Source organism: Candidatus Acidiferrales bacterium, from assembly GCA_035515795.1.
Classification (GTDB): domain Bacteria; phylum Bacteroidota; class Ignavibacteria; order Kryptoniales; family JAKASW01; genus JAKASW01.
Genome location: DATJAY010000033.1, coordinates 1 through 24695, shown reverse-complemented (window position 1 = coordinate 24695; position 24695 = coordinate 1). Strand labels below are relative to the sequence as shown.

The 24695-nt window shown below is 47.8% G+C and carries 24 protein-coding genes; 5 read left to right on the top strand and 19 right to left on the bottom strand.

Features of this window, described 5'->3' with window-relative positions:
* Positions 1-43: 43 nt before the first annotated feature.
* Entirely contained in the window at positions 44-721 is a 678-nt protein-coding gene (locus VLX91_12955) for a DUF4850 domain-containing protein (protein ID HUI31115.1), read from the bottom strand.
* Positions 722-1120: 399 nt separating this feature from the next.
* Between VLX91_12955 and lepA the strand changes: the two genes are divergently transcribed.
* From lepA to hemW, 4 genes are all read left to right on the top strand, one after another.
* Positions 1121-2932, top strand: a complete 1812-nt coding sequence (gene lepA / locus VLX91_12950; GenBank protein ID HUI31114.1) for a translation elongation factor 4 — start codon at positions 1121-1123, stop codon at positions 2930-2932.
* An 82-nt stretch (positions 2933-3014) separates the two neighbouring features.
* On the top strand, positions 3015-3935 hold the full coding sequence (gene lepB / locus VLX91_12945; protein ID HUI31113.1) for a signal peptidase I: 921 nt from the start codon (positions 3015-3017) through the stop codon (positions 3933-3935).
* Between the two features lie 19 nt (positions 3936-3954).
* Positions 3955-4836 carry a signal peptidase I gene (gene lepB, locus VLX91_12940; protein HUI31112.1) on the top strand — a complete coding sequence of 294 codons (882 nt, stop codon included), beginning with the start codon at positions 3955-3957 and terminating at the stop codon, positions 4834-4836.
* Positions 4806-6005, top strand: a complete 1200-nt coding sequence (gene hemW / locus VLX91_12935) for a radical SAM family heme chaperone HemW (protein ID HUI31111.1) — start codon at positions 4806-4808, stop codon at positions 6003-6005. The genes lepB (VLX91_12940) and hemW overlap by 31 nt, the downstream gene beginning before the upstream one ends.
* Positions 6006-6049: 44 nt before the next feature.
* On the opposite strand, the gene VLX91_12930 is transcribed toward hemW, so the two are convergent.
* From VLX91_12930 to atpD, 8 genes are all read right to left on the bottom strand, one after another.
* A complete protein-coding gene (locus VLX91_12930) occupies positions 6050-6361 on the bottom strand; it encodes a hotdog domain-containing protein (GenBank protein HUI31110.1) in 312 nt (103 codons plus the stop codon).
* Between the two features lie 8 nt (positions 6362-6369).
* Entirely contained in the window at positions 6370-6792 is a 423-nt protein-coding gene (locus VLX91_12925; protein HUI31109.1) for a hypothetical protein, read from the bottom strand.
* Positions 6793-6832: 40 nt separating this feature from the next.
* Complete coding sequence (locus VLX91_12920) at positions 6833-8152, bottom strand: glycosyltransferase N-terminal domain-containing protein (protein ID HUI31108.1); 1320 nt, start codon at positions 8150-8152, stop codon at positions 6833-6835.
* Positions 8134-9306 carry a peptidoglycan DD-metalloendopeptidase family protein gene (locus VLX91_12915; protein HUI31107.1) on the bottom strand — a complete coding sequence of 391 codons (1173 nt, stop codon included), beginning with the start codon at positions 9304-9306 and terminating at the stop codon, positions 8134-8136. The genes VLX91_12920 and VLX91_12915 overlap by 19 nt, the downstream gene beginning before the upstream one ends.
* A 37-nt stretch (positions 9307-9343) precedes the next feature.
* Positions 9344-10078 carry a DUF4292 domain-containing protein gene (locus VLX91_12910; protein HUI31106.1) on the bottom strand — a complete coding sequence of 245 codons (735 nt, stop codon included), beginning with the start codon at positions 10076-10078 and terminating at the stop codon, positions 9344-9346.
* A 20-nt stretch (positions 10079-10098) separates the two neighbouring features.
* Positions 10099-11841, bottom strand: coding sequence for a tetratricopeptide repeat protein (locus VLX91_12905; protein ID HUI31105.1), 1743 nt, complete (start codon positions 11839-11841; stop codon positions 10099-10101).
* Between the two features lie 135 nt (positions 11842-11976).
* Entirely contained in the window at positions 11977-12438 is a 462-nt protein-coding gene (locus VLX91_12900) for a F0F1 ATP synthase subunit epsilon (GenBank protein ID HUI31104.1), read from the bottom strand.
* An 11-nt stretch (positions 12439-12449) separates the two neighbouring features.
* On the bottom strand, positions 12450-13859 hold the full coding sequence (gene atpD / locus VLX91_12895; protein ID HUI31103.1) for a F0F1 ATP synthase subunit beta: 1410 nt from the start codon (positions 13857-13859) through the stop codon (positions 12450-12452).
* Positions 13860-14093: 234 nt separating this feature from the next.
* Here atpD and VLX91_12890 point away from each other — a divergent pair, with 234 nt between their 5' ends.
* Complete coding sequence (locus tag VLX91_12890; protein HUI31102.1) at positions 14094-15632, top strand: Do family serine endopeptidase; 1539 nt, start codon at positions 14094-14096, stop codon at positions 15630-15632.
* Between the two features lie 46 nt (positions 15633-15678).
* Here VLX91_12890 and VLX91_12885 read toward each other — a convergent pair whose 3' ends face one another.
* From VLX91_12885 to xseA, 10 genes are all read right to left on the bottom strand, one after another.
* Positions 15679-16002, bottom strand: a complete 324-nt coding sequence (locus VLX91_12885) for a DUF971 domain-containing protein (protein ID HUI31101.1) — start codon at positions 16000-16002, stop codon at positions 15679-15681.
* A gap of 93 nt (positions 16003-16095) precedes the next feature.
* Complete coding sequence (locus tag VLX91_12880; protein HUI31100.1) at positions 16096-16668, bottom strand: peroxiredoxin; 573 nt, start codon at positions 16666-16668, stop codon at positions 16096-16098.
* Between the two features lie 14 nt (positions 16669-16682).
* A complete protein-coding gene (locus tag VLX91_12875) occupies positions 16683-17429 on the bottom strand; it encodes a hypothetical protein (protein ID HUI31099.1) in 747 nt (248 codons plus the stop codon).
* A 1-nt stretch (position 17430) separates the two neighbouring features.
* A complete protein-coding gene (locus VLX91_12870; GenBank protein HUI31098.1) occupies positions 17431-18021 on the bottom strand; it encodes a riboflavin synthase in 591 nt (196 codons plus the stop codon).
* A gap of 33 nt (positions 18022-18054) precedes the next feature.
* On the bottom strand, positions 18055-19170 hold the full coding sequence (gene ribD, locus VLX91_12865) for a bifunctional diaminohydroxyphosphoribosylaminopyrimidine deaminase/5-amino-6-(5-phosphoribosylamino)uracil reductase RibD (GenBank protein HUI31097.1): 1116 nt from the start codon (positions 19168-19170) through the stop codon (positions 18055-18057).
* An 83-nt stretch (positions 19171-19253) separates the two neighbouring features.
* Positions 19254-20111, bottom strand: a complete 858-nt coding sequence (locus VLX91_12860; GenBank protein HUI31096.1) for an SAM-dependent chlorinase/fluorinase — start codon at positions 20109-20111, stop codon at positions 19254-19256.
* The gene (locus VLX91_12855; protein ID HUI31095.1) at positions 20111-21145 is read right to left on the bottom strand and encodes a Gfo/Idh/MocA family oxidoreductase; all 1035 of its coding nucleotides are present in this window, start codon (positions 21143-21145) and stop codon (positions 20111-20113) included. The genes VLX91_12860 and VLX91_12855 overlap by 1 nt, the downstream gene beginning before the upstream one ends.
* Positions 21146-21148: 3 nt before the next feature.
* The gene (dxs, locus tag VLX91_12850; GenBank protein ID HUI31094.1) at positions 21149-23056 is read right to left on the bottom strand and encodes a 1-deoxy-D-xylulose-5-phosphate synthase; all 1908 of its coding nucleotides are present in this window, start codon (positions 23054-23056) and stop codon (positions 21149-21151) included.
* Positions 23057-23089: 33 nt separating this feature from the next.
* Positions 23090-23356 (bottom strand): exodeoxyribonuclease VII small subunit, encoded by a 267-nt coding sequence (xseB, locus tag VLX91_12845; protein HUI31093.1) that lies wholly within the window; start codon positions 23354-23356, stop codon positions 23090-23092.
* Positions 23313-24602, bottom strand: a complete 1290-nt coding sequence (gene xseA / locus VLX91_12840) for an exodeoxyribonuclease VII large subunit (GenBank protein ID HUI31092.1) — start codon at positions 24600-24602, stop codon at positions 23313-23315. The genes xseB and xseA overlap by 44 nt, the downstream gene beginning before the upstream one ends.
* Positions 24603-24695 lie beyond the last annotated feature (93 nt).

Here is a 24695-nt window from a genome sequence, read left to right as displayed (position 1 = left end):
TCTCTTTTCTCGTTGTTATCTGCCGCCGCCGCGCCGCGATACGTCACTTCAAGCCCTCACGTTGAATGAAGGTCTTCAATAGAAAGCTCGTCAGAACGGAGTCTTTGGCAGGCATCGCAAACTCAGCACTGGAGAATGAGGCATCGGAGTCTTCTCCGCCGCTATTGTAATACGCAACTCCTTCCACCTTTAGACCGTTCGAGTCTGGAAGGGTGTAAGTTATGAGCGTCGGCGATACCGAGGTAATCTTGAGACCGTGCGGAACTTTGATTGGAATCTTCCCATCTCGATTGAAATCAAGGTTCCATCCACGCATTGCGTCAGGGAAGTATGGGGCTGCCGCGCTGAAAATACAGCCTGCACACGCAGGTATTTCCCAATAATGGATATATGGCCCTGTGCTGTCTGTTCCATTCTGAGGATTTAAGTCAACCCAAACGTTTCCATCAGCTCCGCAAGCACTGGAACCAGTCCAACCACGCGGGCCAATCCAGACCTTGAATGCTCCCCCATAAGCCATTATACGATTGACAAACCTAGCGGCACTTCTGAATTGGATATCATTGGGATACTCATCGGCAAAAAGGCTATCGCCCAAGAGCCCTGAAGAAGTCATCATAACGCGAACACGCAGGTCAACGGTGGTATCCTGCGCTTGAGAACGGCTGGCGAATAGCAATATGCCTATAGAAGCAAAACAGAGCAGCCAAAATCCTTTCATACGATCCGTCCTTTCTTTCAAATCATCTCAAGGAGGTGGCAGACAACTACTGTAATTACGTATTACGTTATTATGCCCGTATATGGACAAAAAGAGTATTACATTATTACGCTTCTTGTGTGAGTACGTTCGCAAATTCAATTTTCGCTGCAGGTCTTTGAACATCCCGGTCTCGTTTCCGTGCACCTCCCGAAATTGTCCCTTCCGACATCATTCCTAATCTTGCCTCGGCTAAAATGTAGCATACCCGTAAAGTATTGTCAAGCGTTCTTGGGGACGCGAAGCTGAACATATCAAAGTCTGCAAATCTCCACCATCTTCCCTTTTCGTAAATTGATAAAACGCGGCCCGGTGCGTATATTGATACGCGAATGGATGTGATGAATTAACAAAACAATAATGAGTCTCTCTCCGAAGCTTATCAGAAACTTCTGCATAATAGCCCACATAGACCACGGAAAATCGACTCTCGCGGACAGGCTGCTCGAACACACGGGCACGATCACCGAACGGGAAATGGTCGATCAAATTCTCGACGACATGCCTCTCGAACGCGAGCGCGGCATCACGATAAAGAGCCATGCCATCCAGATGAAGTACAAAGCGCGCGATGGAAACTCTTACACGCTCAATCTGATCGACACGCCGGGCCACGTCGATTTCTCCTACGAAGTCTCCCGATCGCTCGCCGCATGTGAAGGCGCAATCCTCGTCGTCGACGCATCGCAAGGAGTTGAGGCGCAGACGATAAGCAACGTTTATATGGCAATCGATGCGGGACTCGAAATTGTTCCCGTGATAAACAAGATCGACCTTCCCAGTGCCATGATAGACGATGTCAGGAAACAGCTTGTCGATCTGATCGGCTGCAGAGAGGACGAAATACTTCTCGCGAGTGCAAAGGCAAAAATAGGAATTGAAGATGTCCTCGAATCCGTCGTTCAGAGGATTCCTGCACCTGCGGGTAATTCGGAGTCTCCGCTCCGCGCGCTGATCTTCGACGCAAAGTATGACTCGTATCGCGGAGTGGTGACGTACATAAGAATCGTAGACGGCTCGCTGCGCACAAACAGCAGAGTTTTGTTCCACAAGACAGGCAAAATATTTCTCGCGGAAGAAGTCGGGATACTTGAAATGGACCGCGTACCTACCGGCGAGCTCGAGGCCGGAAATGTCGGCTACCTCATTGCAGGGGTCAAAGAACTCACCGAGACCCGCGTCGGCGACACCGTGATGGAGGTCGATAATGCTGCTGCAGGACCTCTTCCCGGCTATCGTGAAGTAAAATCGATGGTATTCAGCGGATTGTATCCTGCACAGAGCGAACACTTTGAAGAACTGAGAGATGCGCTGGCAAAGTTCAAGTTAAATGACGCAGCATTAGTCTACGAACCGGAAACATCGACTGCACTCGGCTTCGGGTTCAGGTGCGGCTTCCTCGGATTGCTCCACATGGAAATTGTCCAGGAGAGGCTCGAGCGGGAATTCAACCAGACAATCATCACGACAGTTCCGAACGTCGAATATAAGGTCGTGAAGAGTACGGGTGATACGGTCCTTGTAGACAATCCTGCAAACATGCCCGCGCCGGCCGAGATCGATCACATCGAGGAGCCGTATGTAACCGCACAGATCATTTGTCCGTCTGAATATATTGGCAACGTGATGAAGCTTTGCATGGACCGACGAGGAGTTTACAAGAACACGACGTATATCGACCCAAAACGAGCCGACATAAGATTCGAGCTTCCACTGGCAGAAATTGTATTCGATTTTTTCGATAAGCTGAAATCGCTGACACGCGGATATGCATCGTTCGATTACGAATATCTAGATTACCGCGAATCGGAGCTCGTCAAGCTGGACATACTCTTGAACGGCGATGTTGTGGATGCCCTGTCATCCGTGGTGCATCGCGATAAGGCTTACGATTGGGGAAGGAAACTCTGCTCGCGGCTTCGCAAGCTGATTCCGAAACAGCTTTTCGAAGTTGCCGTGCAGGCCGCGATCGGAAGCAAAGTGATTGCCCGCGAAAGTATTTCGCCGATCAGGAAGAACGTTCTCGCGAAATGTTACGGCGGCGACATCACTAGGAAAAGAAAACTTCTTGAAAAACAAAAGGAAGGCAAGAAGCGCATGAGACAAATTGGAAGAGTAGAAGTTCCGCAAGAAGCGTTCCTTGCCGTGTTATCATTGAATGACGAAGATTGAATTTAAGAAAGTTGCCAGTTCTCAGGCATACCCAGATGAAAACCGAAGACTGATAACTGGCAACCGAAATGGAGAATAAAAATTGAGTCAACCAGCATCGGCCCGTTCCGGAAAGTCGGGACAGACCACAACAGCAAAACCAAAACCTCAGAAGAAAAAACTCAAAGATTCAATTGAAGGTCTGGTCTTCGCGATCATTGCCGCCTTGCTTTTGAAAGTGTTCGTCGTCGAAGCATACAGGATACCGACTGGCTCGATGGAAAACACGCTTCTCGTAGGAGATTTTCTTCTGGTAAATAAATTCATCTACGGCTCCAAAAGTCCGCAATATATCCCCTTCACCGACGTCTCACTTCCTTATTTCCAGCTTCCCACACTCAGGTATCCACGACGCGGCGACGTCATCGTCTTCGAATGGCCGGGGGACAGAGATCAGGTGAAAGCATCCGAGCCGACGAATTACATCAAAAGGTGCATCGGCCTTCCGGGAGATACCATCCAGGTGATGAATCGGGTCGTGTATGTGAACGGACAAGTTGTTCCATATCCATCGGGCGTAAAATTCGAAACCGTTTCCAATCTTCCGAAAGGTTATCCGAACCCCCAAATTTTTCCGGAGGGATCGGATTTCAATGAGGATTATTATGGACCGATCGTCGTTCCCAAAAAGGGCGATGTGATTCATCTGAGTACAAGAAACTATTTGAAGTGGCGCATCTTCATCGAGCGCGAAGGACACATTTGTGATTTACGAGGTGAGACGGTTTTTGTCGACGACAAACCTTCCGCCGAATACACGGTGAAACGAAATTACTACTTCATGATGGGTGATAACAGGGAAAATAGTCTCGACAGCAGATTCTGGGGATTTGTACCGTACCAAAATATAGTCGGTGAAGCCATGATAGTATACTGGTCGTGGAACCCGGATATCCCGTTCTACGATGTCTTCGCAAAATTAGGAAGCATCCAGTTCAGCAGAATTGGAATGCTGATAAACTAGAGAGTCAAGAGAAGTAATTATGAAACTCAAGTTTAAAAAAGGACGACGCGACGAGAATTCCAATGGTTGGATAGGCACTTATGTTTCTCCCGTCATAATTGTCCTGCTCCTCACTACTTTTGTCGTTCAGGGTTACGGCGTCCAGAGCGGCTCGATGGAAAATACCGTGATGACCGGCGATTTTGTTTTCGCAAATAAGTTCATCTACGGAGCGAAGTCTCCTCAGTATTTTCCTTTCACAGACATCAGCATCCCTTTTTTCCAGTTGCCGGCGTTCGCTCATCCGAAGACGGGCGACATCGTGGTATTTGACTGGCCCGGATACAGGGACCAGGTGAAACCGGATGATCATGAAAACTACGTCAAGCGCTGCATTGGCACACCGGGAGACACCGTTCAGATAAAGGCCCGCGTTCTTTTTGTTAATCACGTGATAATTCCTTTCCCGCCCGATACTAAATTCGAAACCGCGGCAGTTTATCCTGATGGCTACCCCGATCCTGGAATTTTCCCGAAAAGGTCCGACTTCAATCAAGATTATTACGGGCCGATAGTAGTTCCCAAAAAAGGCGACATCATAAAACTTGATGAGACATCATTCCCGAAGTGGCAGACGTTCATCGAGCGTGAGGGACATTCATGTGAGCTTTCAGGCTCGCACGTGCTTGTGGACCGCAGCCCTGTCAAGACTTACACCATCGAGCGAAATTATTACTTCATGATGGGAGACAATCGCGAGAACAGTCTCGACAGCAGGTTTTGGGGATTCGTCCCGGAACAGAGCATTATCGGAAAGGCAATGATTGTATACTGGTCGTGGGATCCGAATATTCCGTTCTACGACATACCGAGTAAAATTGCATCGATAGCATGGAATCGAATCGGCATTCTGGTGAAATAGGTGGGCATTCGGCGGCCGTAGGGATCTATATTCACGTCCCCTTCTGCGAAAAGAAATGCTTTTATTGCGATTTCTACTCAGTGGAGAATCAATCGCAGCAGAAGGCTTTCCTGTCTTCTCTTGTCAAGGAAATAAAACTATCCTCCGAGAACCTCTCACAGCGATACGAAGCCGATACAATTTTTTTCGGCGGCGGGACTCCTTCCCTTCTATCACCGGCGGAAATAGGTTCAATACTCGAAACGCTCCACAAACACTTTGACATTTCTGCCGAAGCGGAATTCACGGTTGAATGTAATCCTGGTACAGTCACCGAGGAATCGCTGTCGGGTTATCGACATCTCGGCGTTAATCGCCTGAGTTTCGGAGTGCAGTCATTTTTCGACGATGAGCTGAAATTTCTTTCGCGCATCCACGATTCGCGGCAAGCGGTTGAGGCACTCATGCTTGCGCGAAAGTGCGGATTCGAAAATATAAATCTCGATCTCATTTACGGTATTCCAGGGCAGTCCATAGATAGAGTCGCTACCAATCTTGAAAAGGCGGTCGCGTTGAATCCTGCCCACATCTCGGCGTACAACTTGATCGTTGAACCGGGCACGCCGCTTTTCAGCTCTGTCGCGTCAGGACAGGTAAAACCTCTCGACGAATCAATCGAAGCGGAGATGTACCAGCTTACGATGTCTTTCCTGGAGGAAAACGGCTACGAACATTACGAAATATCGAATTACTCGCGGCCGGGATTTCAATGCAGGCATAATCTCAAATACTGGAACTGTGAGGAGTATTTGAGTTTCGGTCCGAGCGCGCATTCCTTTTTGAACAAGACAAGATGGTGGAATGTCTCAAGCTTAGGCAAATATATCTCCGAGCTTTCAGAAAACAGACTTCCGGTCTCGGCAAAGGAGAAGTTGACCGAGAATCAACTCATCGATGAGTTCGTAATGCTTCAGCTCCGGCAGGGAAAAATAGATCTGAAAGATTTGGATGAGAAATTCAAGATCCGCCTGGATCCTTGCTTCATTTTGGATTTGAAGAAGAACGGCTATGCTGAATTGTCAGACCACAAGATTCTCCTGACAAGAAGCGGATATACGGTTTGCGACGAAATAGCGGAAGAAATGCTTTCGTCGAATCTCGCGAAGGTTTCAGAAACATCACAGGCTTAATCAAGATCACCTTTCCTAATCAAAACCTGCGTCTGTGAGCCGATTCAGATTTTCTCTTTGGAATTGACGGCTTCTATTTCGCAAACCAATTTCTTTCCGTCCTTCTTGATTAGCGTCGCGGTCACTTCCGCTCTATCGCCGATTTTTGCCGGCCTGAGGTGCTTCAGATTTATTTCGAAACCTACCGCTTCCTCACCATCTTCGAGAAACGGTTCAATCATTTTCCGGACGGCGAGCTCCGCATAATATACGAGATGGAACGTCGAGAGAACGTCATGAATCCTCTTTCCTTCGAAGTCGGCTGTCATATTTTTATCGACTTCAAACGTGACCGTCGATTTCGACCCGGTATCCAATCCCCTCTTCAGCGTCTTTCTCCCGAATCTCGCTTCATGAGATAAAAGTCTTTTATTCTAGAAAAATCATCCAGAAGCTTCGTCAGGTTTTCAAATGAGCTTGACGCCGATCCGAAAAATTGAATTTCGAACTGCTCTCTCTCGCTTTCTTTGAAATCTGTAGATGCGCTTTCGACAAGAGCAGAAAACCTTTTGAGCGTGTTTTGAATTTCGGTCTCGACCTTTTCCCTTGCTTCCCTATCTGAAATGCCAGACTTCAACAACCGCATCAATCTCCGAAAGCTCTTCGCTTCAAACGCAAGCTCCTCGAAGGTACGGCTCTCATCCCTTGATTCACAAACATCGTACAGCAATTCTATCCACTTCTCAAATATTAACTTCTTCCCCAGCGAGGCTGCAACCCGGATCACGAATTCACTTCCGCTTGGCATCGTCTTCAATCTAGAAAGGTTGTCTGAACCTTTTAAAAGTTCAACCGCCGTCCGAATTGATTACTTCGGGACAAAACCTCATGATCTGCTCCGCCACGACGGAAGAGGCACCGATGTTCTTGTCCACAAATTCTCTCGCGATTTTCGCCGCTTTTTTTCGCGCTGATTCGTTCTGTACCATCTTGAGCATGATCTCATAAGCGCCGGCAGAATTCTTTACGAAGAACAGTGCACCATTTTGCATCAACTCCATCGCCTCGTCTGATCGTTCGATGCGGGGACCGGTAATTATCGGCATGCCGTACACTGCAGGTTCAAGCACGCTGTGAATGCCGGCACCGAAGCCGCCTCCAACGTAAGCGATGTCACCAAGGACATAGAGCTGAGTCAATATCCCGACTCGATCCACAATCAGAACCGGTGCACCGTCAATTTGGGATTTGTCTGCTTCCGAGAATACCCTGGCGTCGGAAAATTGCGACTTAAGCTTTCTAATTTCTTCGACGGTCGGCTCATGCGGGACTATTATCACCGATAAATTGGAATACTCTTTTGAAAGTCTGCTGACCACATCGCCGACGATATCCATATCACTGCGCCAGGTGCTTCCGAGGATCATTACGATACGTTTGGATTTATCAATCTTTATCGGGATAACATCGCCGACATTATTAGAAACGCTTTTGCCATGGACGCGGTCAAACCTCGTATCGCCGACGACCGAAGTTTCATTTGAACCCAGGAAGAAATCGAACATTTTTTTGTTTTCAGAAGTGGTAGTGAGTATTGAATCCGCAAGTCGGTAGAGCTGCCTGTAAAAATCTTTCAAGAACCGCGCTCGATGCAGAAGCTTCATCGAGAACGTTGCGTCGGCAACAATAACCTTCGCGCCTGACTCTTTCGCGGCGAGTATATGGTTCATCCACAAATCATATCTCATCACCACCATTACGCGCGGCTTGACAAGGTTAACGAATCTTGCGGCATTCTTCTTATTGTCCAGCGGAATATACGTGACGACATCGGCGTTCGGATATCTCTGCGAGTGCTCATACCCCGACGGCGAAAAAAATGAAACGATGATTCTATACCCCGATTTCTTGAGAATTTCAATGATCGGTTTTGCCTGTTCAAACTCACCGAGAGAAGACGCGTGGAACCATACTCTAGGACCCTCTGGAACTGTAGAAAGTTTTCTTTCCAGATCAGAAAAAAGATTTTTTCTTCCGCGGTAACCGCGCCTCACTTTTGAATTGAAAAAGGACGACACAAAGAAAAGAAACTGCATGAGAGGAATGAAAAAGAAGGAATAAAACACCCTGACTTTCGTTGACACGTGTTCTACTTTTTGCTTAGCCACGTCTCAGGATCCTGTTTGTCCTTCTCCAGCCAGACTTCAAAATGGAGAACCGAACCGCTGAGAGATTCTCCCACTGTCCCGATGGCCTCTCCCGCTTTTACCTTGTCGCCTTCTTTGACGAAAATATCGGCGAGGTGAGAATAGACCGTACGCAAGCCTTTATAGTTATCTATGATTACCAGATTCCCGTACGAAGGCAGCCAAAATATTCTGGAGACTTCTCCATCGGCGACGCTTTTAACCTCTGAATTTTCCTTAACGGCAATATCAATTCCGTAGTTCAGGGTTACGGTTTTCAATACCGGATTCTCATGTTCTCCGAATTTTGCGACTATCCTGCCGTTTGAAACAGGCCATGGCAGCCGGCCCTTGATTTCGGACCTTTCGCTCTCATTCACAGGTTCGGAAGTCGCCGGAGGATTGGATTCATTTATCTTTTTTGCCGCCAGCCTGGCTTCCTGCTTCTTTTTTTCTTCCTCCTCGGCAATCAGGGTCTGAATCAATTTTTCAAGCTCCGCCGCAGCGTCCTGAGACCTCTTCAACTGTTCTGCGTATACTTCTTTGTTCTTCCGAAGAACTGTTATCAAGTCCTTTTGCTCCTTGATCCGCGATGACAATTTGCCTTCCTCGGTATTCTTCTGTGCGAGAAAATTCTCCTGCCGATTCAACTGCTGGTGAAGCTGCTCTCTCAATTGAGAGAGTTTATCCCGTTCGGAAGATATCGAAGCCATATCGGCTTTTGTCTGCTCTGAGAACCGTCTTAAATATTCGTAACGAATCAACATCTCATTTACCGAGGAAGCCGTAAGAATGAGCTCCAGATCATGCATCGTACCACGTTCATAAAAACTCCGCGCAAAGTGCGCATACTCGTTTGAGAGATAAGATAGCTTGTTGCCCGCGAACTGAATTTGATTTTCTATGTTTCCGACATTTCTTGAATTCGCTGATATCTGATCGGAGATTCTCTTTATTGTCTGGTGAGCCTGGAGATTCTGTTTCTCAAGTCTATCGAGCGTTTCGAGAGATGAGGATTCTTTTTTTGTGCTTTCCTCGATCTCTTTCTGGTAGAGTTTTATGTTCCCGCGAAGCTGCTGGAGCTCCTGCTTCTTCGTATTAAGCTTCGGCTTCTCCTGTCCGGATGATATGGACATCAAAACCCCCGAGACTAAGATGAAAGCGGAAACGGCGCTAGTTAAGAAAGATTTCTTTAGCATCTGCCGGGACGGTTATTTGAACTTCATCTTTTTCATTTAAAGCAATGTCCTGATAAAACAGTTTTGCAGAGATGCTGTGCTTTAAGTCTTCAAAGAATATTGTTTTCGGAAAGTAAATGTTATTGACATTCGTGAAATCTGAGTACGTTATTCTTAATATGGTTCCGCCGTTAACCATCTCCTCATACCCGATGGTTCGCATGTGTTCTTCATCGACGGTATAATTCTCGACGGTGTCTCTGTTTGCATAAACGAAATTCAAATGTCCCCCTTCAAACCGCGAAGAGGCCTGCGAGCTGTCTAAATGCGTGAGGGGAGCCATCAAGCCGAGCAGAATATCTGATAATGACGCTCCGTCCGCTGCAACAACCAGAAAGCGCCTCAGATTTTCTTCCGTAGGCTTTCCGACAAACACTTCGTTGTTGAGGCTGTTGTAAACCAGCATTGTGTCCGAGCTCAGCCTCGCCTGCGCCACTTTAATTCCGAAGGGTCCGTAAAGCCGAATGTTCGTGGTGAATGGCCTCCTGACGGAGATATCGAATCGGGCGCTATACTCGCCTTGAGGAGTGTTGAAATCTCCATACCCGTTCGAGGTGAACAGGTGCAAAGACTCCGACTGCTCCCCGATGCTGCGGGCAACATCCTCGGCCGTCACATTAGTCATCGCTACGTAATGCATCGTGGAACAAGCCGCGAACAGGAAAGCCATCGAAAGACCGGCAAATCTGATCACGATTTTGCTTTCGCTATTTTTTCTTTGAGCTCCGAGCTCTGAGGGTTGTGTCCGAGAGCCTTTTCCCAATACCTGACCGCTTCTTTCACATTACCCATCTTTGCATAAACGTCACCGAGATGTTCTTCGAGGGTTGCCGGCGAACCGTCGCCCGGTTCCGTCCTGAGAGTCAGCGCCTCTTTGATGTAAGATTCTGCATTCTTGTAATCACCGAGTTTAAAATAGACCCATCCGATCGTATCCAGATAAGCACTGTTCTTCGGTTCAAGCTGCACGGCAAGCTGTGCCATCTTCAATGCCTTGTCAAGTTCGAGTCCTCTCTCCGACAGACTGTAAGCATAGTTATTCAAAATGAGTGAGTTCTTCCCGTCAATCTTGAGAGCGGTCTCATATATTCGATAGGCGTCGTCATATCTGTTCAAGGCTTCGTATACCAGGGCGATGGTGCTCAGCGCATCCATGTCGGTGGGTTTCAGCGAGACGGCTTTCTCAAGCGGCTTGACCGCTTCGGAGTTTTTCCCGGCACGATTCAGCGCGAGTCCGTAAAAGAGGTTTATCCTGAAATCCTGAGGGAAAATTTCTACGGCACGTGCCATCATACCCGCCATTTTATCAAAATTGTTTTTTTGATAATAGAGAACCGCGATGGCATTCCAGGAATTTTCGTTGGTGGAATCGATCGAGATCGATTTATCCAGATAAACTTCCGCGAGCGAATCTTTGCCCGAGTATGAAGCTCCCAAGCCTGCCACCAAATATGTGCGTGCGTCTTTGGGATACAGCAGGATGAGCCTGTTGAATATTTGCTGAGCAAAAGGGACCACTGCAGAGTCATGCTGCATCTCATCGAGGTAGAATTGAGCTATTGCAAATTTCGCATCTGCCCTGCTCGAATCGGATGTAAAAATCAAATCGAGCAAACTGTCGGCTTTACCGAAGTCCTTCATGCGCAGATAAACAGTTGCCGCTCTTGCCTTCAAATTAAAGTCATCGCCGTGAGTGCGCATCAAATCCCTGATGATACTCAACGCCTCCTGGTTCTTGTCCGTTTGAAGATAAAGCTCAGAAAGAGTTTCTTTGATGGCTTCGTTGGATGGGTCGACCTTCAACATGTTCTGAAGGACGCTGATCGACTTGTCGAACTTGTTCATGGAATTATAAATCCCGACAAGCTGCATCATCGTTGGAATATCTGGGCCATTCAGCTTCAGTGCTTGCTCGTAAAGCTCTGCCGATTTTTCCGGATTGCTTCGCTGATAGAGCTGCGCGAGCATAACTAAATCTTCCACCTGCGTACTATCGATCGAAAGAATCTTCGAATATTCATTCCTTGCGCTATCGGCCTCATACTCCGACAAAAATGCCTGCGCAAGCGTCCGGCGGTAAATCAAGTTTTGCTGGTCCAGTGCAACGGCCTCATGCGCTTTTTCAATCGCCATATCGGATTTCCCGAGCCTCATGTAATCTTGTGCCATGGCATCCAGTATCGTAGCATCACGGTAAAACCGGAGCGCATCCTGATAGTCGAGAATTGCTTGTGCGAATTCGCCCTGAACGTCGTTCTTGTTCCCATCAATGAAGTGATCCATGGCAGCCCGATAGTTCTGGTCGCTGGCAATCAAGTCAGGTTGGGCAGTCTCTGCCTCAGACGTTTTCTCCGATTGATCCAAGCTGGCACACCCGGCAAAAACCGTCAACGCAATAGTGGCACTAATAAGTATGTAAGAAAAATGTCGCAATCGTCTTTATTTTACAACAAAATTAATCTTGAATAGAGTCCCAAAAAAGTCAAAGAAGCTAAAGGCTACCGGCCGCCTTCGATCTCCGTTAATTGAAAATCTGGAGAAGCTTCAATTATGAACTTCATGATAGGTTTAAAGTGCATCCGCAATTCTCAACCGGTTCGTCGCGCGAGCAAGCGCCGTACGGGCTCTTTCAATATCGGTATCATGCTCCTTCCTTCTTAACCTGTCCTCGGCACGCGTTTTTGCGGCCTTCGCACGTTCTACATCAATTTCATCTTTTCTTTCGATCGTATTCGCCAGGAAGGTGACATTGTTGTTACCGACCTCGACGAAGCCGCCGCTCGTTGAATAGATAGATTCATTACCGCCTTGATCTCTCAACCTAACCTCACCGATTGAAATTATAGTAAGGAGCGGCGCATGATCGTGAAGTACTTGAAATCCTCCCATCGCGCCGGGAGCGGCAAATGACTCGACATAACCGGAGAAACCGCTCTTTTGCGGGGTTACAATTTCAAGCCTGAACAATTTCCCATGTGCCAAGGCTTCCTGTTCTGGAGGAACCACCTTAGACTCTCCCAGCTTGCTCACTTTTCACTCTCTTAAACCGCCTGAAGTTTCTTTGCCTGCTCTTCCGCTTCGTCGAGCGTTCCAACCATGAAGAACGCACTTTCGGGCCATTCGTCGCATCTGCCTTCGATAATCGCCTTGAAGCCGGCAATGGTATCGGCAAGCTTAACATATTTTCCCTGTCTTCCCGTGAACGCCTCTGCTACGGACATAGGTTGCGATAAGAATTGTTGAATCTTTCTCGCTCTCGCTACAGTTAATTTATCGGAATCAGAAAGCTCGTCGATCCCAAGAATGTTTATGATATCCTGTAGATCTTTGTAAGTCTGAAGAATCTCTTTCACCTTCTTCGCAACATTGTAGTGATCGTCGCCTACGATCAGAGGATCGAGAATTCTGGACGTTGAATCGAGCGGATCAACCGCAGGATAGAGTCCGAGTGCCGCTATGTCGCGGTTCAAGACCGTCGTGGCATCGAGGTGGCTAAATGTCGTTGCCGGGGCAGGATCGGTCAGATCATCCGCGGGAACATAAATGGCTTGCACTGAAGTTATTGAACCTCGCTTCGTAGAAGTGATCCGCTCCTGTAATGCGCCCATTTCAGTGGCAAGAGTCGGTTGATAACCAACAGCGGAAGGCATACGTCCCAACAACGCGGAGACTTCCGAGCCTGCTTGAGTAAATCTGAAAATGTTGTCTATGAACAGAAGGACGTCTTTTCCTTCCGAATCGCGGAAGTATTCTGCGAGAGTCAGCGCAGTCAAACCTACGCGTTGCCGTGCGCCGGGCGGTTCGTTCATCTGGCCGAAGACGAGCGCGGTCTTGCTGATGACCCCGGACTCTTTCATTTCAAGCCAAAGATCGTTTCCCTCGCGCGTCCTTTCGCCCACGCCGCCGAACACCGAATAGCCTCCGTGCTGTGTCGCGATATTATGGATCAGTTCCTGTATGATAACAGTCTTTCCGACACCTGCCCCGCCGAACAGTCCGGTCTTTCCGCCGCGTGAGTACGGCTCCAGCAAATCGATGACTTTGATGCCAGTCTCGAACATTTCTCTCTGTGTGTTCAGGTCTTCAAATCTCGGAGCAGGCCTGTGAATCGGATATTCCTCTTTTGTTTCAAGCTTACCCTGACCGTCGATCGGTTTGCCTATCACATTTATCATTCTTCCGAGGACATTCGGACCGACGGGGACCATTATAGGACCACCGGTGTCGACCACTTTCATTCCGCGAACCAAACCGTCGGTCGAATCCATCGCAACTGTGCGGACTGTATCCTCGCCCAGATGCTGTTCCACCTCGGCCACAAGTATGTCATCCTCGCCGTCGCTATTTTTCCTCGGAATATTCAGTGCATTAAAAATTTTAGGAAGACTGCCACCTCCAAATTCGATGTCAATGACAGGCCCGATTATCTGTACGATTTTTCCTTCGTTCATGATCCCATTCTTTTTGTCAAGTGATTTTAGCTTTAAAATATAGAGTCTATCGACATTTTTTTCAAATCCAATAACGAACGCGCTGGGCGGCAACATCACATAGAGGAAAGATCCTCTTCAATTCTTCTGTGCCTCCACACCTGCGATCAGGTGAAAATATTTTCATCTTGTTTTAATTGCCGCTTCATTCCCGAAACGCAATATTATCAGCAGAAAAGTAAAGGAGAAAAAGATATGGCAGAAGTAATGAAAAGAAGAGTCGTCTATGGAGCCGGGGCACTCGGTATAATAGCAATCGTCTTTGCTTTGACAATGGGATTGTCATTCGGAAAGTTCAGCAGCTCTGAAAAGGATGTCAAGCTGGGGGCGTCGACTCCTCCGATCTCGCAGGTTTCGCCCGTAGCGGAAGAATTGAGCAACACATTCGTTTCGGTCGCGAATGCGGTCACTCCCGCAGTGGTTCAAATCCAGGTAACTGCAACTCCGAAAGCGGTTAACGTTCCGAACGATCAGAATCAGCCGAACGATATGTTCAAATTTTTCTTCGGACCCGATTTCCCGTTTCATAATTTCAATATGCCGACTCCAAAACCTTCTCCAGAACATGCGATAGGTTCGGGAATAATTGTAAATAACGACGGTTACATCATCACGAATAATCACGTCGTACAGGAAGCGGACCATGATGGAATCAAAGTTACCCTTCTTGATAAAAGGACCTTCGACGCAAAGCTGATCGGGCGCGACCCCACAACGGACGTGGCGGTAATAAAAATAAACGGAGACAACCTTCCGATCGTTTCCCTCGGGAATTCCGACAGCGTTCATGTCGGTGAATGGGTAGTAGCGATCGGAAATCCCATGGGCCTGGATTACACGGTGACCCAGGGAATCATAAGTGCGCTGGGACGCAACATAAACATTATCCGCAATCAATACGGCATCGAAGACTTCATACAGACCGATGCCGTTATCAATCCGGGCAACAGCGGCGGTCCCCTTGTCGATCTTCACGGACAGGTTGTAGGAATCAATACTGCCATTGCGACAAACACCGGGACTTACGAAGGATATGGTTTTGCAATCCCGATTAACATCGCCGAAAAAGTCGCGAAGGATCTAATCGATCACGGCAAAGTGGTCCGTCCATACATCGGGGTACAGATTCAAGATGTTGACCAAACGATGGCGAAGGCTCTGGGCATGAAGGATCCGACAGGGGTGTTAGTTCAGACCGTGGAGAGCAATTCACCGGCGGAGAAGGCGGACATTAAACCGGGAGACGTCATCGTGAAATTTGACGGGCAAAAAATTGATCACGCCAACCAGCTTCAGGCCATGGTCGCATCACATCGCCCGGATGACAAGGTGAATGTTGAAATTCTCCGCGACGGAAAAGCCCAAGATATGACGGTGACGCTAAAGGAACGGAATAGCGGAGAATTCGCTTCCAACAACCCGGACGAATCCTCAACGGCAACCACGTTGGAGTCTCTCGGGTTGTCCGTGCAAGATGCCGACAAGTCAACCTTGGACAAATATGATGAGAAGCATGGTGTTATTGTCACCAATGTGGTTTCCGGAAGCGAAGCGGACCAGCGCCAGTTGCATCAAGGAGATCTGATTACGAGTGTTGACAACACGCCGATAAAATCCACCGGCGATCTTGAGAAAGCAGTAAGCACCCGGAAGCCCGGTGATGCATTGCTCTTCCGCGTAACGACTTCGAATAAAACGAAGGCGTTTTTAGCGTTGGAAATCCCTGAGAAATAAATATGGTCAAACCATTGAGGTCTCAGAGACCTCAATGGTTTTTATTTTACACATCCGAAGTCCGCACCGCCTCTCTGCATATCTTATACAAATAATCAAACGCATATAATCCGGTATTGTGCCCGTCGCCCCATGCAAGTGCTATCGCGTAATTGCCGACGACCTCTGCCGTCTTCAATTCATATTTCCCCGGTGTGAGAATCTTCAATGGCGACGGCTTGTACTCGCGCCAGAGCACTGATTCCCCTGCGCACGAAGCACAAGGACATCTATCCCTCACATATTGCAGCGACATCGTGAATTCCTCATCATCGTCCCACTTTACGAATATCTCTCCTTCGCTAACTTTCTTTAATTTTATTGGCTGCAATTATTCTCCTTCTCTTGCTTATGACCCGCAATACGCACCTCGCGGCCGCACAGCCGACAGCAAAAACTATCGGCCATTGGCCGCGAATAAACATTAATTCTTGTTTTGAAGAGTCTCCAACTCGGAAAGAACCTCCTTGGCGTGACCATCCGGATCCACTTTCGGATAAATCTTTGCGATCTTTCCCGACGGATCAATAATGAACGTCACCCTGTTGTCCATTCCCCATGTCTCGTTCAGTACGCCGTAGTCTTTCGAAACCTTCTTATCGGTATCGGCGAGCAAAAGAAAGTTGAGACCGTATTTCTTCTCAAAGTCTTTGTGCGACGCGACGTCCTGGACACTCACACCGATCACTTTCGTGCCTGTTTTAGTTATGTCGGATATGTTGTCTCTGAAACTGCATGCTTCCGTGGTGCATCCCGGCGTTTCGTCCTTGGGATAGAAGTATAGAACCACATATTGGCCTTTGAAGTCGCTGAGCTTATGCATCTCTCCGTCATTTCCTGTCAAAGAAAAATCCGGGGCAGTATCTCCTTCCTTGAGAGTAATCTTAGCGCTGGCACAAGAAACTACGCCAAGTAGTAGAAATACCAATGGTGTTATTGCCGCTTTGCGGCATCCCGTCCATATACTTGTAACTGATCGGGAGAATGTAACCTTCATTTTTTCCTCCTTATCTATATGAAATAAAGATGACGAAGTTTTTTATTCAAATCGAAACCGAAAAAGTCGTCACCGTTGAAATCGAAACTTGTTTTACTTTCATGTCCGAGCCAATTCCAATCTTCGACAATTTTCGCGCGCTCATCGGCCCGGAGATCATTAAAATTGTTAACGTAATTTGTGAACTCTGAGTGCCCGTCATACTTGTCGGGATTAACGATAGCAAATACTCTCCGAGTTGATTTGATCTCTTCCAGGACCTCCGGAGCAAGGTCGACATCTTTTACAGTCGCACCCCCGTTGTTCAAGCTTATTGAATGAGTTTTAACAAAACTCCCCTCGTCAAATACGTCAAGTGCAGAGGTTGTGGCAATGCAGGAAACTTTGACCAGGAAGTCAAGCACAAGGAACGCGTTGAATTCGTTGTCCGCGACTCTCGTGAACCCGCTTCCTATCATGCCGTCTTCATAACCGCCGCGCTTCACGATGATCAATCCTCGCGACTCGAGCTTGTCCACGATTTCTTCTTCGGAATACCCCGTCTTCTCCAGTTTAGAAAACTCCTCACGAATTTTTCCGGATGCTGCCCCGACGAGTTCATAATTCGGAAAAATGACAAAGCGCTTGAAATTTAGTTTGCCGCCCGTCCAGAAAAATTCCGAATTATACCACCTCTGCAAAGAATGAATCTCCTCCCATTCTTCGCCTGAGATAAAATTCTTTCCATCGTTCACGACGCGATAAAAAATCCTGCGTGCCATTCTATTTCTGCAAAAGAGTCTCCACATATTTTGCGATCATGTCAATTTCAACATTGACCAGGTCGCCGACCCGCAGGCATTTAAAAGTAGTATTCTCAAAAGTATGCGGGATGATCGCAATCTTAAAAGAATCTGTTAACTTTTCAGCGACAGTCAGACTGACTCCATTTATAGAAACACTTCCGACCGGAATAATATATTTCATCAGAGCATGATGAATCTTGAAACGGTACATGCGGCCCATCGGCAATTTCTCAATCGACATCACTTTCGCGGTAGAATCTACGTGTCCCTGGACCAGGTGTCCGCCGAGTCGGTCGTTCAACCGAACCGATCTTTCCAGATTCACAAAACTTCCAGGTCTTAAGTTTCCTATCATTGTTTTCTTCACGGTTTCTTCGACTGCTTCAACTGCAACCCGGTTCTTCCTTTTCTCAACAATTGTCAGGCAAACCCCGTTCACAGCGAGGCTGTCTCCAATTTTCAAATCATCAGAAACTTTTCCGCATTCGATAAAGACTTTTCGCGCGCCGTTTGCAGAACCAACTACCTGTTTAACAGCACCCACCTCTTCGATAATTCCCGTGAACATTTTCTGGCCTTCGTTAAATTTTGCTACGAAATCTTAGAAATATCCCGTGACCATGCAATCCGATCCCAGTTGCGAAATTTCAACCTCTTTCAGCACCGGGGCCTTCGACAAATCTTTCAATTCGAGGTCATCGGCAAAACTCAGTCCGCATCCAAGAATTTTCGGAGCAATGAAAAGATGAAGCTTGTCGGCAAGCTTTGATTCAATGAACTGAGAGAAAACTGATGCCCCGCCTTCAACTAACACTGATGCAATGTTTAAGGCGGCGAGTTTTTGCAGGATGTCTTTTAACCCGATAATCCCGCGAGGATCGCCTTTCATGGAAAATAGTTCGACACCTCGTTCTTTTAAAGCCGTGATCTTAGCCAGATCCTTCTTCGCGCCCTTGTCCATCCTCGATGAATGGAACAATATCGTCCTTCCGCTGCCGAATACTTTTGATTCGGCCGGGGATGATAAGTTTCCGTCGATAACGATTTTTATCGGCGATCTTCCTCCCACCAAGCGGACGGTCAATTCGGGATCGTCGGCGTTTATCGTGCCTGCTCCGACAAGAACGGCGTCATATTCCGCCCGGAGCTCATGCACTTTCGTAAGCGACTCTTTCGAAGTGATATATTTCGATTTCCCATTTTTTCTACCCTTGCCTCTTCCGGAAAGTGCGATTTTACCGTCAAATGACTGGGCCACCTTAAGAGCTGCAAACGGAATTTTCTTCGTAATAAACTTAATAAAAGACTCGTTTAATTTACGGGCCTGGTGCTCCATGATGCCTACTTCCACTTCAATGCCGGCTTCCCGTAATTTTTTTACACCGCTTCCATTTACGCGTGGATTAGGATCTAACATCGCAACAAAAACTTTCCTGACATCCTTTTCGATCAGCAGGTCGGTGCACGGAGGAGTTTTGCCGAAAAAATTACATGGCTCGAGATTGACATAAACATCCGCGCCTTCGACACTTTCAGCCGAAGAACGAATGGCATTTACTTCAGCATGAGCATCTCCGTATTTTGAGTGATAACCTTCACCGATGATGCCGTTGTTCTTCACAATGACGCAGCCTACCAGAGGATTCGGACTTACACTCCCTTTCCCTTTTTGAGCCAGTTGGATGCAGCGCAGAATTAACTCTTCGTTGGTAATCATCGCGTTATTCCGCTATTCATCCACGCCGCACACAACATATACCATAACGAACGGGACGGTATTCAATTATTCCTTCGTGCTATTCATTTTGATATGAGAACGACCTTTTGCCCGATTTCCGATTTCAGAATTTTCGCAGCATCACCGAGGTTGATGGCGATCTCAACGAGGCCGCTGCTCCCTTTGACGCAAATCAACTCTTTTCCTGAGCCATGCTTGTGCCGAGTCGACACTTTTGTCTTTTCTTGCTCCTCCCGGTCTTGCGAAGAGACGCCTTCCGAGTAAGTCCTGACAAATTTCGAAACGATCCTCGAATTGATCCTGAGGCTTGAAGTTCCATTTAGGAGCGAATCGTCCCAAAGAAAGCTTGTGAACACGTTTCCGAACCCGTCGCGATAGACCACCTCACCAGCGTTGTCGCCTTTTTTTATGTTAGTGTAAAATGGGGCAACTCTCCGATAATCAAATAATTTCCCCAGCTCATCTAACTTCGTACCGCGTGATATGTATGCGGCTGTCGGTGCAAAAATATCCCTGCCATGGAACGTAGAGCTAACATCGAGGGAGGTGCTTCCTTTCGAGACCAGAAAAAAATTCTTATTCGTTACCTCGTAAAGATCGATTTCCCTTGCTTCCGACACAACGTAATCAAGCAAGCCATTATCGGGAGCGACAAAGATTTGCCCATCAATTCTTCCGCAAATTATTCTGCGGCTGCTTCCAACGCCTGGATCGACAACGTTTACAAATATGGAATCTGTCGGAAAAAATTTTCGGCATGCCCACAAGGCAAAAGCTGCTTGTCGAACATTTTGGGGCTCAATTTCATGAGTGAGGTCGACAACCTTCACGTCGGGATTTATCTTAGCGATCACGCCCTTCATGACCCCGACAAAATAATCTCTTACCCCGAAATCGGTGAGAAGAACGACGAGGGACATTAAACTTTCACAGCGTTTTCCCGTTTCGCAGATACATAAGATGCATCGACGACTTTCATAACCTGGCACATCTGGGGCATAGTCGGTACATCCGACTTCACGCCGCCAAGATATCTAACAAAACTCGCAAGTTCTGCCTCGTAACTTCGTTTGAAAACATTCTCAAATTTTGAATTCTGCACCGGGGTCAAGCTGACAAGCTCATCTTTAACTCTATGATGAAGAACAAGCGGGCTGAGCGTAGCAGTCCCGTTGGTTCCATAGACTTCGAAATGGAAATGTTCGTTCGGCTGTTGAAGACCCCAGCTTGCATCGAGCCGTACCATGGCACCGTCTTTTGTACGGATGGTAACCAGAGCAGTGTCCTCGGCTTTTCCTATTAAGGTTGAGTCTCTTTTCGCGGCGGACTTTGATTTATGACTGAAGAAAGCTGAATTTATCGCACTTATTTTCGGAAAATTCAACAACCATAGGGCAAGATCGATAAGTACAACTCCGAGATCGAGCATCACCCCGCGCCTCGTTTGCGGCCGTGAATCGATATACATTTTTGTGCTTGGTTCCCGCTTATGCCATGCCGCATTTACATAGAAGACGTCGCCAAGCTGCTTTTCGCTGATGTAGCTTTTAAGCATCATGAAATCAGAGCGAAACCTGTTGTTCATTGCTGAAAGAACAATCCTCCCTTTCTCTTCAGCAGCTTTCGCAAGAGCTTCGCACTGCTCGTGATTCACGGTCGGAGGTTTTTCTACGAGAACATTTTTCCCCGCGTTGATTGCCTTCATCGCAACCTCAAAATGGCTGTCGGTGGATGTGCAAATGTCGACTGCATCTATCTCGGGGTCCTTCAGCAAATCTTCGAAAGCAGGATATAACTTTTGAATGCCGTGCTGCTGACCGAGGATTTGTAATCTCTGCTTGCTCAACTCGGAGAGGGCAACAATCTCCACTCCTTCGATTTTTTTTAGCAGCGGAAGATGGATCACCTGAGCAATTGCTCCACCACCGATAACTCCCAATCTTATTCCAGGCATAGACTATTCACCAACCATAATCGACTTTTTTGTTCCTTCAACCTTGTTGAAATGCTCTACTTTTTTTGCGATCCCTTCAGGATCGAGCCCGACAAGCTCGTACAACTCCTGAGGCGTTCCATGTTCTATAAATGTATCCTGCAACCCGAGCGTAAGAACTTGGCGCGGCTTTTTGATTTCCTGTAGAGTCTCCATGATTGCACTGCCAAATCCACCTTTTAGGGTGTTGTCCTCGACGGTCACAATCTGGTCGAATTTATCGGCAATTTCCCCCACAAGCTCGACATCCACAGGCTTGATGAAACGCATATTAACAACCTCAGCACTTACGCCTTTCGCCTCAAGCAGATCGGCCGCCTTCACCGCATGTTGCACCATGATGCCGACGGCGAGCATAGCGACATCCCTGCCTTTCTTGAGAATCTCTCCTTTACCTATCCGGATTTCACACATCTCTTTCGCAGGTAATCCTATGGCATTGCCCCGAGGATAACGCAGCGCAATCGGTCCATCTTTGTAATTCACTGCAGTCAACAACATATCCCGAAGTTCATTCTCGTCCTTCGGGGACATGACTACCATTCCCGGGACAAGACGCAGATACGTCAAATCAAATGCTCCATGGTGCGTCGGCCCGTCTGCACCGACAAGTCCGCCGCGGTCGAGAACGAAAACCACATGTAAGTGTTGAAGAGCGACATCGTGGATGATCTGGTCGAAGGCCCGCTGGAGAAAAGTAGAATAGATCGCCGCGACCGGAATATATCCTTCGGTGGCCATCCCGGCGCAGAACGTCACCGCGTGCTGCTCGGCAATGCCAACATCGAAACACCGGTCCGGAAGCTCCTTCTGCAGAAAATTCAACCCGGTCCCGTCTGGCATCGCTGCGGTCACGCCGACGACTTTCTTGTTCTTTTTTGCAATCTCAACGAGAGCCTCGCCGAAGACCTTCGTGAGCGCCGGAGGTCCATCTTTTTTGAATTGCGTTCCCGTAACTTTGTCAAATGCAACCACGCCATGCAATTTCTGTTTGTCTTCTTCCGCCGGCAAATAACCTTTCCCTTTCTCGGTCGTCACATGCACCAGGAGGGGGCCTTTCAGATCTTTCACTTCACGAAAAGTTTTGACAAGCTGTCCCACGTTATGCCCATTAAACGGGCCGAAATACCGGAATCCAAGCGCCTCGAAAAGCATCCCGGGCGTAACGACGGCCTTCATCCCTGTTTCAAGTCTCGCCGCCGCCTTCCGTATTCTATCGCCTACCGAGTCCAACTTTCCCGTAAGTTCCCAGACGTTGCTCTTGAATCTATTATAAACTCCTGTGGCAGCAATGCTGCTGAAATAATTCGATATCGACCAGACATTTGGAGCAATCGACATCCGGTTGTCGTTCAATACAACGATAAGATTCTTTTTCAATAGGCCCGTATTGTTCATTCCTTCGTACGCCATGCCGCCCGTCATGGCACCGTCACCGATAACAGCAATGACTTTATATTTTTCATTCATGAAATCCCGAGCGGTGGCCACTCCGAGTGCAGCCGAGATTGATGTGCTGGCGTGACCGGCACCGAAGACATCATAGGGGCTCTCCGACCGTTTCAAAAATCCGCTTATGCCGTGGAACAACCTTATCGTCTGGAAATTATCTCTTCTTCCCGTAAGAATCTTGTGAATGTAGCCTTGATGTCCCACGTCCCACACGAGCCTGTCGTTTGGAGTATCGAAAACGTAGTGCAGCGCCAGTGTCAACTCAACCGAACCAAGACTTGATCCGAGGTGACCGCCGATTTTCGAAATCGTGTCTATGAGAAATTCGCGAATCTCCTGCGCAAGCACCCTCAGCTCATTCACGCTGAGCTTGCGAATATCCGCAGGAGAATCTATTGAATAAAGATATTTATATTCCATTTATGTTGCCTTAGTAGTTCCCAGAACTTCCCGCTATTGTACTTCAAGGTCGATCTCTTCAATATCACCGCCGGATTTTTTTTGAATTTTTTTCAGTTTCAATTTAGCCTCGTTCAGCCGCGTCATGCAAGACTTTGCGAGCGCCATGCCTTCCTCGTATAGCTTGACTGATTCTTCCAAAGGCGAGTTACCTGCTTCAAGAGTTTCGACGATCTCCTCCAGCCTCTTGAGAGCCTGTTCGAAGCTTAGATCGTCTTTAGCCTTCTCGTTCCCTGCGAGCTGAACCTTCGACTTGCTCATATTTTCCTGTGATTTGTGAATCGAGCGTTCCATCATGCAAATGTATCTTTGCATTTTCTCCGACTTCGATCTTTTTGACCGATCCGATGACACCGCGCGAACCCTCGACGAAAGCATATCCCCGCTTCAGGACTGCCTGAGGACTAAGCGCAGTAAGGTGTGAAATTACGGAGGCTAATTTCTCATATCTTCCTTTAATGAAGTGTTCCGTCTCAGCTTGCATTCTCCTCGTCAAGTCGTCGACAAACTGCGATCTTTGATCAACGAGCGACGCAGGCTGTCGGAGCGCATAATGATGAGTTAATTTGTCAAGTTCCAGAGAGAGCTCGTGCAGTCTCTGTTCGACAGACTTTGTTATCCCGCGCAACAGTGACTGCACACTGTAGAGAACTTTGAACTTGTCCGGCACGACCAATTCTGCCGCCGCACTCGGAGTTGCCGCCCGAACGTCCGCAACAAAATCTGCGATCGTAAAATCAACCTGATGGCCGACGGCGCTGATAACCGGAATTCTGCTGTCGTAAATTGCGCGCGCCACGACCTCTTCGTTAAAGGCCCAGAGATCTTCCAGACTTCCTCCGCCTCTTCCAACAATGATTACATCGGTATTCGACACCCTGTTTAGATTAACAATCGCTTCAGCTATCTCTTCCGCTGCACCGTCTCCCTGAACCTTGACAGGATAAATGACAAGCTCCACCAGAGGAAATCTCCTGTTGATAATACTGATGATGTCGCGAATTGCGGCACCTTCAAGTGAAGTGACGACGCCGATTCGTTCCGGAAATTCGGGCAGCGGCTTCTTATGGTCTTCGCTAAAGAGTCCTTCGTCCTCCAGCTTCTTCTTCAGCTGGTCGAACGCAAGCTGCAGCGCCCCCTGCCCCACCGGCAAAATGCTTAACGCGTACAATTGAAAATCTCCACGCGGCTCATAGATAGAGATTTTTCCTTTAACGAGAATTTTCATGCCGTCGCCGAGGTCGAACCGCACCTGGGCCGCATCAGACCGCCACATCACCACGCGGACCTGTGCTTCATCGTCTTTTAACGTAAAGTATAGATGCCCCGACGGCACGTGTTTCTTGAAATTCGAAATCTCTCCTTCGACAATGACTTCCGGGAAATTTCGCTCGAGAACACTCTTCGAAAGCCGCAACAGATCTTTTACCTTTAGAATCCGCTCTTCGGATACCGAGGATTGCGGTTCTTCTGCGCCGCGGATATTTTCGAACAGTTCATAGCTCATGCTTGAGACCAAAATCTAGACCATGAAAACTTGCTGGTACAGAAACAACGGTTCCTCCTCTGTCCTCTGTTTTAGGAATTATAAACATTCTGA